The following is a 17,078-nucleotide window of genomic DNA, read 5'->3' on the forward strand; positions in this document are numbered from 1 at the left end:
TTGGGGGAGACGAACCAAGGAGGCGAGACGTGGCGGTACGGGCGATCCGGGGTGCCACCCAGCTGGACGTGGACGAGCGCGAGCACCTGCTCGAGCGGTCCGCGGAGCTGGTGAAGGCGGTCCTGGAGGCGAATGATCTGGAGAACGAGGACCTGATCAGCATCCTGTTCACCGTCACGTCGGACCTGCGTTCGGAGTTTCCCGCGGTCGCGGGCCGGCAGATCGGGCTGACCGACGTACCGCTGATGTGCATGCAGGAGATCCCGGTGCCGCACGCGCTGCCGCGGGTGGTGCGGCTGATGGTGCACACCGAGACGCCGCGGTCCCGGGACAAGATCCAGCACGTCTACCTGCACGGCGCGGTCGCGCTCCGCCCAGATCTGACCGGCGCCCAGTGAGCGAGTTACGGGGGCCGGTCCGGATCGTCGGCACCGGGTTGATCGGTACGTCGATCGGTCTCGCGCTGGCGCGGCTCGGTGTCGTCGTGGAACTCGTCGACGGGAACCCGGACAACGCGCTGATGGCGGAGCGGATCGGCGCCGGCTCGCGGCTGGTCCAGATCGAGCCGCAGCTGGTCGTGGTCGCCGTACCGCCGGATCACGTCGGCGCGGTCGTCGCGGAGCAGTTGCGGCAGACGCGGGCGATCGTGACCGACGCGGCGAGTGTGAAGTCCAAGCCGTTGGCCGATGCGCGTGCGCTGACCGACGACGTCAGCCGGTACGTCGGCAGTCACCCGATGGCCGGCTCCGAGCGCAACGGCCCGCTGGCGGCGCGCGCGGACCTGTTCGACGGCGCGACCTGGGCGATCACGCCGCACGCGACGAGCGCTCCGGAAGCAGTCGATCTCGTACGCCGACTCGCCGAAGCCTGTGGCGCCCGCACGGTGGAGATGCCGGTGGAGGACCACGATCTCGGGGTTGCCCGGGTGTCGCACCTCCCGCATCTGATGTCGGCGCTCGCCGCGGGCACGCTGGCGGACGCGCCGTCCTCCCATCTCGAACTGTCCGGTCAGGGGGTGCGCGACGTGACCCGGATCGCGGCCGGCGACCCCCGGCTGTGGACCCAGATCGTGTCCGCGAACTCGACCGCGCTGACCGGTCTGCTGGAGCAGATCCGCGGCGAGCTCGACCGGCTCCTCGTTGCCCTCGGCAAGGAAGAGGCGGGCGACGAACTGACCGCGATCCTCGGCCAGGGCGTGTCCGGCGCGGTCCGCGTTCCCGGCAAGCACGGTACGCCGCACATCGACCTGGTCACGGTCCTGGTCACGATCCCGGACCGCCCGGGCCAGCTGGCCCGCCTGTTCGCCGACGCTGCCGAGTCCGGCGCCAACGTCGAAGACCTCCGCATCGACCACAGCCCCGGCCGCCCGGTCGGCGAGGTCGAACTCGCCGTCAAGCCCGGTTCGGTCGACCAGTTGGTCGACGTACTGACCGAACGCGGGTGGGTAGTCCACCGCTGAAGTGTCCCCGGGCGAAGGTAATCTTCGGGGCATGATCATCGCTGTTGACGGGCCGAGTGGCTCCGGTAAGTCGAGCACCGCGCGTGGCGTGGCCTCCCGCCTCGGCCTGCGGTACCTGGACACCGGTGCGACGTACCGCGCGGTGACCTGGTCGGCCGTCGATCGCGGGCTGGACCTGGACGACACGGCGGCGGTCGCGCAGCGGGCGCGGGAGCTCGAGCTGGAGATCAGCACCGACCCGGACCGCCAGTTCGTGATCGCCGACGGGACCGACGTCACGGCCGCGATCCGGGAGCCGCGGATCAGCGAGGTGGTGTCGAAGATCGCCACCAACCTGGACGTCCGCAAGGAGCTGATCCGGCGGCAGCGGGCCGTCATCGACGCCGCCCAGCCGAGCGGCGGGATCGTCGTCGAGGGCCGCGACATCGCCACCGTGGTCGCCACCGACGCCGAGCTCAAGGTGCTGCTGACCGCCGACCAGGAGGCGCGGATGGCGCGCCGCGGGGCGGAGCTGGGCTCGGTCACCGCCGAGCAGCTCCGGGACCAGATCGTCCGCCGGGACGCGGACGACGCGACCGTGTCGGAGTTCCAGGTCGCCTCCGACGGAGCGGTCACCGTCGATTCGACATACATGACGCTGGACGAGGTCGTCGAGGTGATCAGCCGGCTCGCGCTCGAGAGTGTTGCCCAGGGCCGGAGTTATGACGGCTGAGGTCACCGGGCACAAGGATCTGCCCCGCACCGACGATCTGCCCGCACTGCCTTACCGGATGGCGCTTCCGTTGCGGAGAGCCGCCAGGCCGTACTTCCGCCGCAAGTACGAACTGACCGTGCTGCACGAGGACCGGTTCCCGCTGACCGGTCCGCTGCTGATGGCGCCGAACCACCTGAGCCTGCTCGACGGGCCGCTGCTCGGGGCAATCGCGCCGCGGATGCTGCACCAGCTCGGCAAGATCGAGGTGTTCGGCGGCCTCCAGGGGTGGTTCCTGCGCCGGGTCGGCCAGATCCCGGTCGACCGGTCGACGTACGACGTCCTCGCGGTCCGGCGGTCGATCAAGGTCTTGCGGGACGGCCGGGTGCTGAGCGTCTACCCCGAGGGCACCCGCGGCCCGGGCGACTTCAGCCGGATCCGGACCGGGGTGGCGTACCTGGCGATGGTCACCGGGGCGCCGATCCTGCCCGTCGCGCTGATGGGGACCCGGCTGCCCGGGGGCGACGTGGAGGGCTTTCCGCCGGCCGGGAGCCGCATCGACGTGGTGTACGGCGAGCCTTTCGCCGTCGAGCGCGTACCCTTTCCCAGGAGACACTCCGACGTACAGGCGGTCGCCGGCCAGATCGGCGACGTATTGCGCGCCCATGTGAAGGCGGCCGTCGACGAAACCGGCCACCCGCTTCCGGGCTGGCGAGACCAGAAGGACCCTGATGACTGACCTGCCCACCGAAGCACCGACGCACGACCGCGAAGACACCGGCCCGCTGCCGGTCCTCGCGATCGTCGGCCGGCCGAACGTGGGCAAGTCCACGCTGGTCAACCGCATCATCGGCCGCCGCGAGGCGGTCGTCGAGGACACCCCGGGCGTCACCCGCGACCGCGTGTCGTACGACGCCAACTGGGCCGGCCGCGAGTTCACGGTCGTCGACACCGGCGGCTGGGACCCGGACGCGGTCGGTATGGCCGCCCTGGTCGCCGCCCAGGCCGAGGTCGCGATCAACGCCGCCGACGCGGTGCTGTTCGTGGTCGACGCCGTGATCGGCATCACGGACGCCGACGAAGCGGTCGTCCGGGTACTGCGGAAGTCCGGCAAACCCGTCGTACTGGCCGCGAACAAGGTCGACGACCAGCGCATCGAGTCCGAGGCCATGAACCTGTGGAGCCTCGGCATCGGCGAGCCGTACCCGGTGTCCGGTATGCACGGCCGCGGCACGGGCGACCTGCTGGACGCTGTCCTCGAGGCGTTGCCGGAGGCACCGGCGGAGCGCGACGGTGAGCTCGGCGGACCGCGCCGGGTCGCGATCGTCGGCAAGCCGAACGTGGGCAAGTCCTCGCTGCTCAACAAGGTCGCCAAGGAGGACCGGGTCGTCGTCAGCGACGTCGCCGGTACGACGGTCGACCCGGTCGACGAACTGATCACGCTCGGCGGCCAGGAGTGGCGGTTCATCGACACCGCCGGCATCCGGCGCAAGGTGAAGAACGTCCAAGGACACGAGTACTACGCCTCCCTGCGGACCAACGCGGCGATCGAGCGGGCCGAGGTCGTCGTGGTCGTCATCGACGCCTCCGAGTCGCTCACCGAGCAGGACCTGCGGATCATGAACGCGGTCGAGGAAGCCGGCAAGGCGCTGGTGATCGCGTACAACAAGTGGGACCTGATGGACGAGGAGCGCCGCTACTACCTGGAGCGCGAGATCGACCGCGACCTGGTGCAGTTCCGCTGGGCGCCGCGGGTCAACATCAGCGCGCTCACCGGCTGGCACATGGACCGCCTCGTCCCCGCCATCGAGGCCGCGCTGGAGGGCTGGCAGACCCGCGTCCCCACCGGCCAGCTGAACGCCTTCCTCGGCCGCCTCGTCGCCGCCCACCCGCACCCGGTCCGCTCCGGCAAACAGCCGAAGATCCTGTTCGGCACCCAGGCCACCACGATGCCCCCCACCTTCGCCATCTTCACCTCCGGCCAGATCGAAGCCTCCTACCAACGCTTCATCGAACGCCGCCTCCGCGAAGACTTCGGCTTCGTAGGAAGCCCCGTCCACGTCCAAATCCGAGCCCGCCAAAAGAACAAGAAACGCTGACCGAACCCGGTAAGAACCAGCCCTCCGGATGGGGTAAGGTTTACCCCGGCTCGCTCTTCGGAGCGGTCTGCGGGCTGTAGCTTAGGTTGGTAAAGCGCCTGGCTGGGGGCCAGGAGAGCGCAGGTTCAAATCCTGTCAGCCCGACATCGAGAGGGGCACCGATTCTGTCGGTGCCCCTCTCTACGTTTGTCCCATGGCGACCTGGGATGACAGACGAACCTGGACCGACGACGACCTGCGACAGGCGGTCGCGGACAACCATTCGTGGCGGGGCGTTGCCCGAGCACTCGGCTTGAAAGGGACGTCCGCGGGGACCGTGCGCGCGCTCAAGAAGCACGCCGATCGACAGGCGTTGGACGCCACCCACTTCACCGGCCAACGCCAGTGGTCCGATCGGCAGTTGCGTGCCGTTATGCGCGACGCGACCAGCTGGACGGACGTCATCGCCGGACTCGGTGTCAGCGACGGCAAAGAGTCCCGGGTCCGGATCAAGGGACACGCGATGCGCTTGGGACTGGACTGCACGATTCTCCGGCCAGCTGAGTCGGCGCGCCCGGCAGGCGAGCCATTGAAGTTGACCGCGCGCCCAGAGACACTCCGAGCTGCGGCTCCCGCCCTCGCAATGGCCTGGTTCACACTTCATGGTTGTGCCGTCGCCTTGCCGATGGAGCCCGAGGTCTACGACCTGTTGGTGACCACGACAGACGGCGTCCGACGCGTGCAGGTGAAGAGCTCGGAACGTTCCGGCCGCGATGGTCATTGGCAGGTCGGGATAGGACGGCGGCCCTACGTTCTCGACAAGTCGGCCACGAAGATGCCGTACGATCCCGATGACATTGACCTGTTCTTCATCGTCCTTGGCGACGGACACCTGTATGTCATCCCGAGCTCAGTGCTGGCTGGTCGGACGTCCATCTACGCGGACACCTACACGGCGTACCGCGTCGGTGATGCTTCGAGTTTGTTGGGTGGGGCGTCGGAGGCCGACGCCCCACGGCGGCTGTCAGCGTACGCCCGCGAGTTCCTTGGGCTCCGTGGGTTCGACCCGGAGGGTTTCGCCTTCGATGTCTACTCGGGGGGTGAGGCGGTCTAGCCACTTCGGGAACCACCAGGCTCGGTCGCCGAGGAGGCTGAGGATGGCGGGGACGAGGGTCATCCGGACCACGAAGGCGTCGATCAGTACGCCGATGGTGAGGCCGAAGCCGATCGCCTTGATGATCGGGTCCTCGACGAGGATGAAGCCGGCGAAGACCGACGCCATGATCAGGGCCGCGGCAGTGACGACGCGGGCGCCGTGGCCGAGGCCCTGGACGGTGGCGTCGTTCGCGTGCCGGCCGTGCACGAACTCTTCCCGGACGCGGGACACGATGAACACCTCGTAGTCCATCGCCAGCCCGAAGAGAATGCCCATCATGATGATCGGCAGGAAGCTGACCAGCGGACCGGGGGAGTCGACCCCGACGAGGCTCGCGAGGTGCCCTTGCTGGAACACCGCGACCGTGATCCCGAAGGTCGCCCCGATGGTCAGCACGAACCCGAGCGTCGCCTTCAACGGCACCAGCACCGACCGGAACGCCAGCAGCAACAGCAGGAACGACAGCCCGATCACCACAAAGAGGTACGTCGGCAACGCGTCGGACAGCTTGTTCGACACATCGACGCCCACTGCCGTGTTCCCGGTCACGGAAATACTTGCGTCGCCGGTGGCGAGGGGCTGCACCGCGGACCGCAGGTTCTTCACGAGGTCAGCGGTTTCCTCGCTGGCCGGCCCGCTCTTGGGGATCACCTGCAGCAACCGCGTCGTACCGTCCTGACTCGCCGCGGCCGGCTGCGCCGCGACGACATCCGGAAGACCCTGGGCCTTACCCAGCACCTGCTGCACCAGCGTGTTGGACGTCGCCGCGTCGTTGCTCTTCACAACCACCACGAGCGGCCCGTTGGCGCCCGGCCCGAATGCTGCGGCCGTCAGGTCGTACGCGACGCGCTGGTTGCTCCCGGCGGCGGCCGAAGCACCGTCCGGCAGCGCGAGCTGCATGTCCTTCGCCGGGATCGCCAGCAACCCCAACCCGATGATGCCGACAGCAACGATCGGGACCCGGAAGCGCGTCACCAGCCGGCCCCACCGGAAACCGAAGCCTTCCTTGTGTGTCGCTTCAGCCGGCGCCTTGCGCAGCTTCCGCGGCAGCACCCGGTTCCCCACGAAACCGAGCAACGCCGGCAGCAACGTCAACGCCACCAGCACCGCGGTCAACACGGTCGCGGCCGCAGCCAGGCCCATCGCGGTCAGGAACGGTACGCCGACCACGGACAACCCGGCGAGCGCGATCACGACGGTCGCACCGGCGAACAGCACCGCCGACCCGGCCGTGGCGGTCGCTCGTGCGACCGATTCCTCCGGATCCATGCCCTCGCCCAGCTGCGACCGGTGCCGTGAGCTGATGAACAGCGAGTAGTCGATGCCCACCGCGAGCCCGAGCATCAGCGCGAGGATCGGCGCCGTCGACGACACGTCGGTGAACGCGGTCACGACGAAGAGCCCGGCCATCCCGGCGAGTACGCCGAGGAGCGCCGTCACGAGCGTCATCCCGGCTGCCACGAGCGACCCGAACGTGACGACCAGTACGACGGCCGCGACCGCGACACCGAGGATCTCGGTCGCACCGATCTCCGGTACGCCGGCCTTGATCTGCCCGCCCGGCACGACCTGGAGGTCACCCGAGCTCAGTCCGCTGAGACTGTCGTACCCGTCGACGCTCTCGTGTGAGAGCTCGTCCTGCGGCTTGTCGAACTGGACGCTGATCAACCCGGTCGTACCGTCCGGGCTGATCGCCTTGCTGGTGAACGGGTCGATCGCCGCGATCACCTCGGGCACCTTCGCGACCTTGGCGACGGTCGCGCCGACGGCCGCCTTCACGGTCGGGTCGGCGAGCGTCTTGCCGTCCGGCGCCTTCACCACGACCGTTGCGGACGCGCCGCTGGCGGCGGGCAGCTCCTGCTTGAGTGCGTCGAGTGCGCGCTGCGACTCGGTGCCCGGGATCGAGAACGTGTTCGCGGTCTTGCCGCCCAGCGTCAGCGCGCCGACACCCAGGACGACGAGGAACAGCGCCCACAGTGCGGCGACCAGGCGCCGGCGCTGGTAGGAGAACCGGCCGAGCCGGTACAGGAGGTTGGCCATCGTGGTCCGTTTCGGTGTCAGGTACGGCGTACGGGCAGAAAGGATCGCCCCGTGGCGGCGGGGGAGTCGGGTCGATGCTCAGGCGCGGCGGAGGATTCTCCGGAGGGCGATGTCGCAGAGTCTTCGGAGGTCGTCGTCGGTGCGTTCCTGTGCGTGCCGGCACTCGCCGAGGAGGCCGTTGATGGCGAACTTCGCCAGGTCCTGCTCGAGCGGGTCGTCGGAGCCGGCCAGGTAGTCCGACAGTTGCAGGCCGTCGGCGACCAGTTGCCCGACCTCGGGCATCTGCTCGATCACCGGGAGGATGTCCTGGAGTACGTCGACGACGCCGCGATGCACGACGGCCAGGTCGATGAAGCTCTGGATGGCGAGCTCCTGCGCGTCGGCCCGGGACAGCACGGCGGCGGCCTTGACGAGCGCGGCCACGTCGGCAGCGGCGGGCTCGAGGACGGCGGCGAGTACGGCGGGTTTGCCGCTGAAGTGGTACAGAACGGTCGCCTTGGAGCAGCCGGCCGCGGTCGCGATGTCCTGCAGTGACGTCGCGTTGTACCCGCGGGCCTGGAAGAGGTCCATCGCCTGATGGACGATCTCCCGCCTGGTCCGCTCCCGCGCGGGGGTGGTGCCGGGGGTAGTTACTGCCATGTCAGATAGCTTGCCTGACCGATCGGCCAGTTTTCAACCGATCGGTCAGTTTTGTGGTCCGCTTCACGCGGTTGTCTGCGGTGTAATGATGTAATTCAGGCCCCTCGCTTCGCTCGGGGTCGGGACGAGATGAGGCGAGGGCGATGGCTGACGAGATTGCCGGGGACGACGTACTGGATGCCTATTCCCGCGTGGTCTCCGGCGTGGCCGCACATCTGATCCCGCGGGTCGCGAGCCTGCGGATCCACAGCCGCCGGGGCGACTCGTCCGGTTCCGCCGTCGTGCTGACCGGCGACGGGCATCTGCTCACGAACGCGCACGTGGTCGGCGACGGCTCCGAGGCAGCGGCGGAGTTCGCGGACGGTACGACGGCGCAGGCCCGCGTGGTCGGGGTGGACCGGCTGTCCGATCTCGCCGTACTGCGGGCCGACCGGGAGATTCCTGATCCGCCGGAGTACGGCGACGCGGACCTGCTGAAGGTCGGGAACCTGGTGGTTGCCGTCGGCAATCCGCTCGGCCTGGCCGGGAGTGTGACCGCCGGCGTGGTGAGTGCACTGGGCCGGTCGTTGCCGGTGCGCAGTGGCTCAGCTCAGCGCATCATCGAGGACGTGATCCAAACTGACGCCGCGCTGAACCCGGGCAACTCCGGCGGAGCGCTTGCCGACGGCAACGGGCGGGTGATCGGGATCAACACCGCGGTCGCCGGGATCGGTCTGGGGCTGGCGGTGCCGGTCAATCCGACCACGCGGCGGATCATCTACTCGCTGCTGCACGACGGTCGGGTACGCCGCGGGTACCTCGGGCTCGTGACCAAGCCCGCGCCGCTGCAGCCGGCCCTCGCGGAACGGTTCGATCAGCGCACGGCGCTGCGGGTCGTCGAGGTGATCTCGGCCAGCCCGGCGGCGGCAGCGGGTCTCCGGCAGGGCGATCTCGTCCTGGCCGTGAACGGCGTACCGCTGCGCGACGCCCAGTCGTTGCAGCGCCAGCTGTTCGAGGACGCGATCGCGCGCCGTACCGAGATCACGGCGATCCGGAACAACGCCCTGGTGGACGTGATCGCCTACCCAGCCGAACTCAGCGATTGAGGTCGGCGCGTAGCAGGACGCAGGTGCCTGGTTTGAGGGGTGCGTTGGGGAAGGTGAAGTCGCGGGTGACCTCGGTGAATCCGAAGCGGCTGGTCAGGTCGAGGATGGGAGCGTTGGAGAGGTTGACGAAGGTGTAGACCTCGTCGGCGCGCTCGGCGGTCCAGCGCATCCGGTCTTGGGTGAGCAGGTCGCCGATGCCGTGGCGGCGCCAGTCCGCCGAGACGATCAGGCCGATCAGGTAGTACCCGTCTGGAGCCGTCGTGGGTGGGTCGGCGGGGGAGATCTGGTGGCGGATCACGGCGCCGTACCCGACGACTTCACCGTTGATCTCCGCGACCGCCGTGTAGCGATCGGGGTTCTCGAGGTCGGCTTCCAGTCGGCTGCGCCTCTCGTCGACGGGTCCGCCGGTCCGTGTGACGATCAGTTCGGCGCAGGTCGTGAGGTCCGCGTCCACGGCCGGGCGGACCAGTACGTCGGCTGATTGCCGGGCGGCCCCGGGCTGGTACTCCGCGAAGCCGGTCATCCGCTCATCCTAGGATCTGCGGGGTGGACGAACTGATGCGGCAGGTCGACGAACTGTACGAACGAGCAGTCTTCAACGGCGACTACACCGAACTCCCCGACGCGGACCGCGCATTGGACGCAGTCGAAGCGCGCCTCCTCCTGCAACGCGGCCGCATCCTCCACTGCCGCTTCCTCAAATCGCGCGTCGAACCCGTGGAGGAGTTGGCGTACTTCGAGCGGGCGGCGGGGTTGTTTCGCGAGGTTGGTGACGAGCGGGGTGAGGCGGAGGCGCAGTTCTGGATCGGCTGCTTCCATCAGGTGGTCCGCGACGACAACGCCACCGCCGTACCTTTCCTCACCGCCGCAGCCGACCTCGCCCGCAAGACCGCCGACGAACTGACCCTCTCGTACGCCCTCCGCCACCTGGGAATCGCCGCCCAAATGTCCGGCGACCTCCCGAAGGCCCGCGCGCTACTGGAGGAGTCCACAACCCTCCGCCGCACCCTGGGCTTCACCGCCGGCGTAGCCGCGAACCTGGTCGGCCTCATCTACCTGGCCATCGCCGAGAACCGCCCCGAAGACGCCCAAACCCTCGCCAACGAGGCGGAAACCCTGGCAACCACATCCGGAGCCACAGCAATCACCAACCAAATCACCACCGCCCGCACCCATCTCTAGCCCACGGCCTGAGCAGGGACGGGGTTACCAGCCGCGGTTGCGCCATTCGGGGAGGTTGGGGCGTTCGGTGCCGAGGGTGGTGTCGGAGCCGTGGCCGGGGTAGACCCAGGTTTCGTCGGGGAGGTCGGCGAAGAGTTTGGCCTCGACGTCGTTCAGGAGCGAGGTGAAGCGCTCCGCGTCGCCCTGGGTGTTGCCGACGCCGCCGGGGAACAGCGAGTCGCCGGTGAACAGGTGCGGTGCGCCGTCCGGGTCGTCGTACAGCAGGGCGATCGAGCCTGGCGTGTGGCCGACGAGGTGGATGACGCGGAGGCTGCACTGGCCGACGGCGATGTGGTCGCCGTCGTCGACGAGCTGGTCGGTGGGGACCGGGATTCCCTCGGCGTCGTGCCGGCCGGCGACCGTCGTGGCGCCGGTACGGGCGACGACCGCGGCCAGCGCCTCCCAGTGGTCCTGGTGGCGGTGTGTGGTGATCACCCGCGCGAGGCCGCCGTCACCGATCAGCCGGAGCAGCGTGTCCGCTTCGTTCGCGGCGTCGATCAGCACCTGCTCGTCGGTCTGCCGGCAGCGCAGCAGGTACGCGTTGTTGTCCATCGGCCCGACCGCGACCTTGGTGATCATCAAGTGCGCCAGCTCGTGGGTCTGCGCCGCCCCGCCGACCTTCACGTTCCCGTGGTACTCCGGCATCTCGCCTCTCCCTGATCTCGGTGACACGCCGATCCTCGCACCTCCGGACGGCCGGTGCAGCGACCACCCACCGCGATCGAATATACTTTCGAAACAGTCGCCGGATCCGGCGACGGAAGTTTTTGTCGGTGGGCCTCGTTAGCATGGCCGGGCATGTCGGAGATCCACCCTGGAACCCCTCGAGAACGGCTGAGAGTGAGCTTGTGTCTGACCGTCTGATCGTGCGCGGAGCGCGTGAGCACAACCTGAAGGACGTCTCGGTCGACCTGCCGCGGGACGCCATGATCGTCTTCACCGGCCTCTCCGGGTCCGGGAAGTCCAGCCTGGCCTTCGACACGATCTTCGCCGAGGGCCAACGGCGGTACGTCGAGTCGCTGTCGGCGTACGCGCGGCAGTTCCTCGGCCAGATGGACAAGCCGGACGTCGACTTCATCGAGGGCCTGTCACCGGCCGTCTCGATCGACCAGAAGTCCACCTCACGGAACCCGCGGTCCACCGTCGGCACGATCACCGAGGTGTACGACTACCTCCGGCTGCTGTTCGCCCGCGCCGGGCGCCCGCACTGCCCGGAGTGCGGCGAGCCGATCGCGCGCCAGACCCCGCAGCAGATCGTCGACCGGGTGCTCGAGCTGGAGGAGGGCACCCGGTTCCAGGTGCTCGCGCCGGTCGTCCGCGGCCGCAAGGGGGAGTACCTGGACCTCTTCCGTCAGCTGACCGGTCAGGGTCTGTCCCGGGCCCGGGTCGACGGCGAGACGATCCAGCTCACCGACCCGCCGAAGCTCGACAAGCAGAAGAAGCACAACATCGAGGTCGTCGTCGACCGGCTCGCGGTGAAGAGCTCGGCCAAGCAGCGCCTCACCGACTCGGTGGAGACCGCGCTCGGTCTGGCCAGCGGCCTGCTCGTGCTGGACTTCGTCGACCTCCCGGAGGACGACCCGCACCGCGAGCGCCGGTTCTCCGAGAAGCTCGCCTGCCCGAACGATCACCCGCTCGCGATCGATGAGCTCGAGCCGCGGTCGTTCTCCTTCAACTCGCCGTACGGCGCCTGCCCGGTCTGCACCGGTCTGGGCACCCGGATGGAGGTCGACCCGGAGCTGCTGGTTCCGGACCCGTCGAAGTCGCTCGACGAGGGCGCGATCCAGCCGTGGGCGGGGCAGAACGTCTCGCAGTACTTCGAGCGGCTGCTGGACGCGCTGGCGAAGGACCTGAAGTTCAAGACCAGCACGCCGTTCGGCGAGCTGCCGGCGAAGGCGAAGAAGGCGCTGCTCACCGGCCACGACAAGCAGGTCCACGTCTCGTACCAGAACCGCTACGGCCGCGAGCGGTCGTACTACACGAGTTTCGAAGGCGTCATCCCGTACGTCGAGCGGCGGCACGCGGAGGCGTCGAGCGACACCGGGCGGGAGCGCTTCGAGGAGTACATGCGCGAGGTGCCGTGCCTGGCCTGCAACGGCGCGCGGCTGAAGCCGATCTCGCTCGCGGTCACCCTCGGCGGGAAGAACATCGCCGAGATCAGCGCGATGTCGATCGACGAGGTGCACGGCTTCCTGTCGCAGATGGAGCTGTCGCCGCGGGAGAAGCAGATCGCGGAGCGGGTGGTCAAGGAGATCGGCGAGCGGCTGCGGTTCCTGCTCGACGTCGGCCTGGACTACCTGGCGCTGAGCCGTCCGGCGGGCTCGCTGTCCGGTGGTGAGGCGCAGCGGATCCGGCTCGCGACCCAGATCGGTTCGGGGCTGGTTGGTGTGCTGTACGTGCTCGACGAGCCGTCGATCGGCCTGCACCAGCGGGACAACCGGCGGCTGATCGACACGCTGGTCCGGCTCAAGGAGCTCGGCAACACGCTGATCGTCGTCGAGCACGACGAGGACACCATCGACCACGCGGACTGGGTCGTCGACATCGGCCCGGGCGCCGGCGAGCACGGCGGTCAGGTCGTCGTGTCCGGCACGGTCGAGGATCTGCGCAACCACCCGGACTCGATCACCGGCGCGTACGTGTCCGGCCGCCGGGAGATCCCGATCCCGGAGGTACGTCGGCCGCTCACCGAAGGCCGCGAGCTGACCGTGTACGGCGCGCGCCAGAACAACCTGAAGGATCTCGACGTCACGATCCCGCTCGGGGTGTTCGTCGCGGTCACCGGTGTGTCCGGTTCGGGCAAGTCGACGCTGGTGAACGACATCCTCTACACGTCGCTGGCGCGGCAGATCTACGGTGCCCGCGCGGTGCCCGGCCGGCACACGAAGATCTCCGGGATGGAGCTCGTCGACAAGGTCATCCACGTCGACCAGTCGCCGATCGGCCGGACGCCACGGTCCAACCCGGCGACGTACACCGGGGTGTGGGACCACATCCGGAAGCTGTTCGCGGACACGCCCGAGGCGAAGGTCCGCGGGTACCAGCAGGGTCGCTTCTCGTTCAACGTCAAGGGCGGCCGCTGCGAGGCCTGCTCGGGTGACGGCACGCTGAAGATCGAGATGAACTTCCTCCCGGACGTGTATGTCCCGTGCGAGGTGTGCCACGGCGCCCGGTACAACCGCGAGACGCTCGAGGTGCACTACAAGAGCAAGACGGTCGCGGACGTTCTGGACATGCCGATCGAGGAGGCGTCCGAGTTCTTCGCAGCGATCCCGGCGATCTCGCGGCACCTGAAGACGCTGGTCGAGGTCGGCCTCGGGTATGTCCGGCTCGGGCAGCCGGCGCCGACGCTGTCCGGCGGTGAGGCGCAGCGCGTCAAGCTGGCGTCCGAGCTGCAGCGGCGGTCGACGGGCCGGACGGTCTACGTGCTGGATGAGCCGACGACCGGTCTGCACTTCGAGGACATCCGCAAGCTGCTCGGCGTGCTGAGCGGCCTGGTGGACAAGGGCAACTCGGTGCTGGTCATCGAGCACAACCTCGACGTGATCAAGACCGCCGACTGGCTGATCGACCTCGGGCCCGACGGCGGGCGTCGTGGCGGCACGTTGGTCGCGGAGGGTACGCCGGAGCAGGTCGCGGCCAACCCGGCGTCGTACACCGGGCAGTTCCTCGCGGAGATCCTCGAGGGCCGGGCGGCGAAGCCGAGCGCCAAGAAGGCCGCCGCGAAGCCGGCGACACCGGCCAAGAAGGCGGCCGCGAAGAAGACCGCTGTCGCGAAGAAGACCGCGGCCAAGAGCACGGTGGCCAAGAAGACCGTGGCCAAGAAGACTGCGCCGGCTAAGAAGACGGCGGCCAGGAAGCGGGTCGCCGGCTGAGCGGGGTACGAGGGCTGATCAGCGACGGAAGAGTTGCTGCCAGAGGTGCCGGACCCAGGTGCGGCGCGGTGATGGCAGCAACGCCGCCGGCAGCATGACGCCCGGCGGCTGCGCGAGGGTGACCGGCACCTGCACCATGCGGTCACCCTGCAGCCAGTACAGGTCTGGGCTGCATTGGTCCGGTGCGTCGCGATAGGTGTTGGCGACGTACTGCGCCAACCGGTCCGCGGCTTGCTGTCCCGCATCGGCGTCGCAGAACGCGACGGTGCTCAGCCTCGGGACGCCGACCAGGACGCCCAGTCCGATGGAGGCCTGAGGCAACAACTTCTCGCGGTCGACGATCGCCATCGACACCAGCGGGTCGTCGTCCCGGGAGAGCACCGAGAAGCCGTCGTGCTCGACCGGCCGCAGATCCGAGATGTGCTCCAGCGTCAACTGCACCGGCGACGGTACGTCGGGATCGCCGAGTCCGAGCATGGAGCGCCGGACGATGGTCAGCCGGTGATAGTCCGCACCGGTACCGACGAACACCACGACCTCGAAATGGTCACCGAACGGGATCAGGGCGTCTGCCACCGGGCCGGACGTGCGCGCCGACCAGCCGCGTTGCAGCAGCATCGCGCGCTGGCGGACCGCCACGTCACCGAACCGGTGCTCCTGGGTGGCCAGCTCGCCCTCCGCGACGACCGCGCGCAGCCACGCCTCGATCTGCTCGGCCCACAACTGCTGCGGGAGCTGGCGGCACCGGTCGATGATCTCGCCGAGGCCGACGACCGCCGACATCTGCAACGCGCCGCGGCCCCAGCCGACCTCGACCGTCCGTTCGGCGGTGTCGACGACGCAGCCCGGCATCCACATCGGCGCCAGGTCCGCGATCGCCTTCAGTACCGTCGAATCGTTCGTCGTGCCAGTCATCTCCAGGCCTCTCCCACCACTAAAGTGTGCCGGGCATCCATTCGGTACGGTGCAGGGGGAAACCTTAGTCGTGAGATCGGGGCGATGACTGAATCGGACTGGCAGGCGGACATGCTGCGCCGGCTCTCCGCGCAGCCCACCCCACCTGACCAGCCCCAAGACCCCGACCCCGAACAACCCCCGGCTGACTCGTCACCATCGCCAACACCCCCACCCGCCCCGAAGCCTCCGTCCCACCCACAACCGACCCAGCAGCCCCAGTACCCGCAGCCGTACCAGCCCCAGTACCAACCGCCCCAGTACCAGCAGCCACCGCGGGCCGATTGGGGACGGCAGGCGGGGGACGGTGGGGAGTCGGTGTTCGACAGGTTCCGGCGGGTTGCGGCCGAGGCGGCGTACCTGGTCGGTGGGTCCGGGCGTTTGCAGCACGACGTCGACCTGATCGCGACCTGTCGCCGTCCGATCGCGATCACCCGCCGCGTCGGTGTCACCAGCCCGGTGGTGAACGGCGGTGCGTCGACGGTCACAGCATTGCTGGCGACGATGCTGGCCGCCCAGCGCGCGGACCGAGTGATCGCGGTCGACGTGGATCCGGGCGGTGCCGAGCTGTCGCGCCGGCTCGAGCTGACCCGCGGCTCCGGCGCGATCGAGGGGGCGAACCTGGTCCGCAGCGATCCCACCGTCCCGGCGCTCCGATCGACGCTCGACGCCGCGCAGAGCCAGGGCGCGCGTGATGTCGGGCTCGCGGTCGTGGATTGTCCGGGGACCATGTTCGACGAGATCGCGACCGAGATGGCGAACACGGGACACTGCACAGTCCTCGTCGTACCGTCGGTGCCGCACCTCGCGGAGTACTGCCTTCAGCAACTCGATCAGCTCGCACCCGCCGGACAGGATGTGCTGCTGAACCGGGGCGTCGTCGTGATCACGGTGGTCGACAGCTCCACCGGCGGTACGGCGCGGTGGCTGGGCGACGCGTTCCGCGAGCGCGGACTCGACCCCGTCGTGGTGCCGTACGACCCGCACATCGCCGGCGCCTGGCCGCTGCACTCGAGCGAGCTGGAGACCGAGACCCGCCGCGCCGTCCTGGAACTCGCCGCCCGGGTCGTCGGGATCGTGACGCGAACTGCCAGCTGATTCACAGCAAACCTTCAAACTCCGGTTCAATCCTGACGAGGTTGAACCGTTCGGCCGATCCGGTCGTTTGACTCGGTATATAGCGTTCAACCACTTCGATCAGCAGGCTCCTGGAGGTCCAGATTCATGAGCGATGACACGATGGCACCACGCACCACCCCGCAGCAGGCCACCCCGGCGGCCAAGGCGGCCGACGGTCTCCGCGACCGGAGGACGGTGCTGCGCTGCGCGGCGATGGTCGCGCTCGCGGGTGCCAGCGCGCCGATCCTCGCGGCCTGCGGTGGTGGCGACGACGCCGCGGGCGGCGGTACGACGCCGTCGGCCGGCGGGTCGAGCACCGCGCCGAGCGCCAGTGCATCGTCCAGCGCGTCGTCGAGCGCCCCGTCGTCGAGTGCGCCGGCCAGTGGCGGGTCGGTGCTCGGCCCGGTGTCCGACGTACCGGTCGGTGGCGGGAAGGTGTTCACCGACGCGAAGGTCGTGGTGACGCAGCCGACCGCGGGCCAGTACAAGGGGTTCTCCGCGGTGTGCACGCACCAGGGCAACCCGATCGGCTCGGTGGAGAACGGCCAGATCATCTGCCCGTTCCACCAGAGCCACTTCAGCATCACCGACGGCAGCCCGGTCAGCGGCCCGGCCCAGACCGCCCTCCCCGCCGTCAACGTCAAGGTCGACGGCACCAACATCGTCGAGGCCTGACCCATTTGCCTGGCTGACCAGCCAAATTGGTGGGTCAGCCAGGCAAATGGGGGGTTCCCCACCCGGAATCAGGGTGGGGAACCCCC

At 69.1% G+C, this 17,078-nt stretch carries 16 protein-coding genes and 1 tRNA gene; 12 read left to right on the top strand and 5 right to left on the bottom strand.

Going from position 1 to position 17,078, the window contains the following annotated elements:
- Positions 1 to 29: 29 nt before the first annotated feature.
- The 7 genes from aroH to E0H92_RS31670 all read left to right on the top strand — a co-directional run bounded on the left by aroH (position 30) and on the right by E0H92_RS31670 (position 5,342).
- Positions 30 to 398, top strand: coding sequence for a chorismate mutase (gene aroH, locus E0H92_RS31640; protein ID WP_130385491.1), 369 nt, complete (start codon positions 30 to 32; stop codon positions 396 to 398).
- Positions 395 to 1,459, top strand: a complete 1,065-nt coding sequence (locus E0H92_RS31645; RefSeq protein ID WP_131498829.1) for a prephenate dehydrogenase — start codon at positions 395 to 397, stop codon at positions 1,457 to 1,459. Before aroH ends, E0H92_RS31645 begins: the two co-directional genes overlap by 4 nt.
- Before the next feature lie 31 nt (positions 1,460 to 1,490).
- The gene (gene cmk / locus E0H92_RS31650) at positions 1,491 to 2,171 is read left to right on the top strand and encodes a (d)CMP kinase (RefSeq protein ID WP_131498830.1); all 681 of its coding nucleotides are present in this window, start codon (positions 1,491 to 1,493) and stop codon (positions 2,169 to 2,171) included.
- Entirely contained in the window at positions 2,161 to 2,889 is a 729-nt protein-coding gene (locus E0H92_RS31655; RefSeq protein WP_131498831.1) for a lysophospholipid acyltransferase family protein, read from the top strand. The genes cmk and E0H92_RS31655 overlap by 11 nt, the downstream gene beginning before the upstream one ends.
- Positions 2,882 to 4,249: a ribosome biogenesis GTPase Der gene (der, locus tag E0H92_RS31660; protein WP_131461403.1), complete on the top strand. Its 1,368-nt coding sequence runs from the start codon at positions 2,882 to 2,884 to the stop codon at positions 4,247 to 4,249. Before E0H92_RS31655 ends, der begins: the two co-directional genes overlap by 8 nt.
- A 70-nt stretch (positions 4,250 to 4,319) precedes the next feature.
- Positions 4,320 to 4,393: transfer RNA gene (locus E0H92_RS31665), tRNA-Pro, on the top strand.
- Positions 4,394 to 4,565: 172 nt separating this feature from the next.
- A complete protein-coding gene (locus E0H92_RS31670; RefSeq protein WP_131498832.1) occupies positions 4,566 to 5,342 on the top strand; it encodes a group I intron-associated PD-(D/E)XK endonuclease in 777 nt (258 codons plus the stop codon).
- Here the strand turns inward: E0H92_RS31670 and E0H92_RS31675 are convergent.
- Positions 5,253 to 7,424: an MMPL family transporter gene (locus tag E0H92_RS31675; RefSeq protein ID WP_131498833.1), complete on the bottom strand. Its 2,172-nt coding sequence runs from the start codon at positions 7,422 to 7,424 to the stop codon at positions 5,253 to 5,255. The two genes, E0H92_RS31670 and E0H92_RS31675, sit on opposite strands and share 90 nt — an antisense overlap.
- Positions 7,425 to 7,502: 78 nt before the next feature.
- A complete protein-coding gene (locus E0H92_RS31680; RefSeq protein WP_131498834.1) occupies positions 7,503 to 8,063 on the bottom strand; it encodes a TetR/AcrR family transcriptional regulator in 561 nt (186 codons plus the stop codon).
- Positions 8,064 to 8,206: 143 nt separating this feature from the next.
- Between E0H92_RS31680 and E0H92_RS31685 the strand changes: the two genes are divergently transcribed.
- Positions 8,207 to 9,148, top strand: a complete 942-nt coding sequence (locus E0H92_RS31685; RefSeq protein ID WP_131498835.1) for a S1C family serine protease — start codon at positions 8,207 to 8,209, stop codon at positions 9,146 to 9,148.
- Here E0H92_RS31685 and E0H92_RS31690 read toward each other — a convergent pair.
- Positions 9,138 to 9,671 carry a GNAT family N-acetyltransferase gene (locus E0H92_RS31690; protein ID WP_131498836.1) on the bottom strand — a complete coding sequence of 178 codons (534 nt, stop codon included), beginning with the start codon at positions 9,669 to 9,671 and terminating at the stop codon, positions 9,138 to 9,140. The genes E0H92_RS31685 and E0H92_RS31690 overlap by 11 nt on opposite strands.
- 23 nt (positions 9,672 to 9,694) lie before the next feature.
- Here E0H92_RS31690 and E0H92_RS31695 point away from each other — a divergent pair, with 23 nt between their 5' ends.
- The gene (locus E0H92_RS31695) at positions 9,695 to 10,330 is read left to right on the top strand and encodes a tetratricopeptide repeat protein (RefSeq protein ID WP_238173681.1); all 636 of its coding nucleotides are present in this window, start codon (positions 9,695 to 9,697) and stop codon (positions 10,328 to 10,330) included.
- A gap of 24 nt (positions 10,331 to 10,354) precedes the next feature.
- Here the strand turns inward: E0H92_RS31695 and E0H92_RS31700 are convergent, their stop codons facing one another.
- Positions 10,355 to 11,014: an MBL fold metallo-hydrolase gene (locus tag E0H92_RS31700; RefSeq protein WP_131498837.1), complete on the bottom strand. Its 660-nt coding sequence runs from the start codon at positions 11,012 to 11,014 to the stop codon at positions 10,355 to 10,357.
- A gap of 203 nt (positions 11,015 to 11,217) precedes the next feature.
- On the opposite strand from E0H92_RS31700, the gene uvrA reads away from it, so the two are divergent.
- Positions 11,218 to 14,244, top strand: a complete 3,027-nt coding sequence (uvrA, locus tag E0H92_RS31705; protein ID WP_131498838.1) for an excinuclease ABC subunit UvrA — start codon at positions 11,218 to 11,220, stop codon at positions 14,242 to 14,244.
- 18 nt (positions 14,245 to 14,262) lie between these two features.
- On the opposite strand, the gene E0H92_RS31710 is transcribed toward uvrA, so the two are convergent.
- Positions 14,263 to 15,159 (bottom strand): hypothetical protein, encoded by an 897-nt coding sequence (locus tag E0H92_RS31710; RefSeq protein ID WP_131498839.1) that lies wholly within the window; start codon positions 15,157 to 15,159, stop codon positions 14,263 to 14,265.
- A gap of 357 nt (positions 15,160 to 15,516) precedes the next feature.
- Here E0H92_RS31710 and E0H92_RS44390 point away from each other — a divergent pair, with 357 nt between their 5' ends.
- Positions 15,517 to 16,296, top strand: coding sequence for a MinD/ParA family ATP-binding protein (locus E0H92_RS44390; RefSeq protein WP_165550124.1), 780 nt, complete (start codon positions 15,517 to 15,519; stop codon positions 16,294 to 16,296).
- Positions 16,297 to 16,422: 126 nt separating this feature from the next.
- Positions 16,423 to 16,992: a Rieske (2Fe-2S) protein gene (locus E0H92_RS31720; protein ID WP_238152627.1), complete on the top strand. Its 570-nt coding sequence runs from the start codon at positions 16,423 to 16,425 to the stop codon at positions 16,990 to 16,992.
- The last annotated feature ends 86 nt before the right edge of the window (positions 16,993 to 17,078 follow it).

It is taken from the genome of Kribbella speibonae, assembly GCF_004331375.1.
GTDB classification, from domain to species: Bacteria; Actinomycetota; Actinomycetes; order Propionibacteriales; family Kribbellaceae; genus Kribbella; species Kribbella sindirgiensis.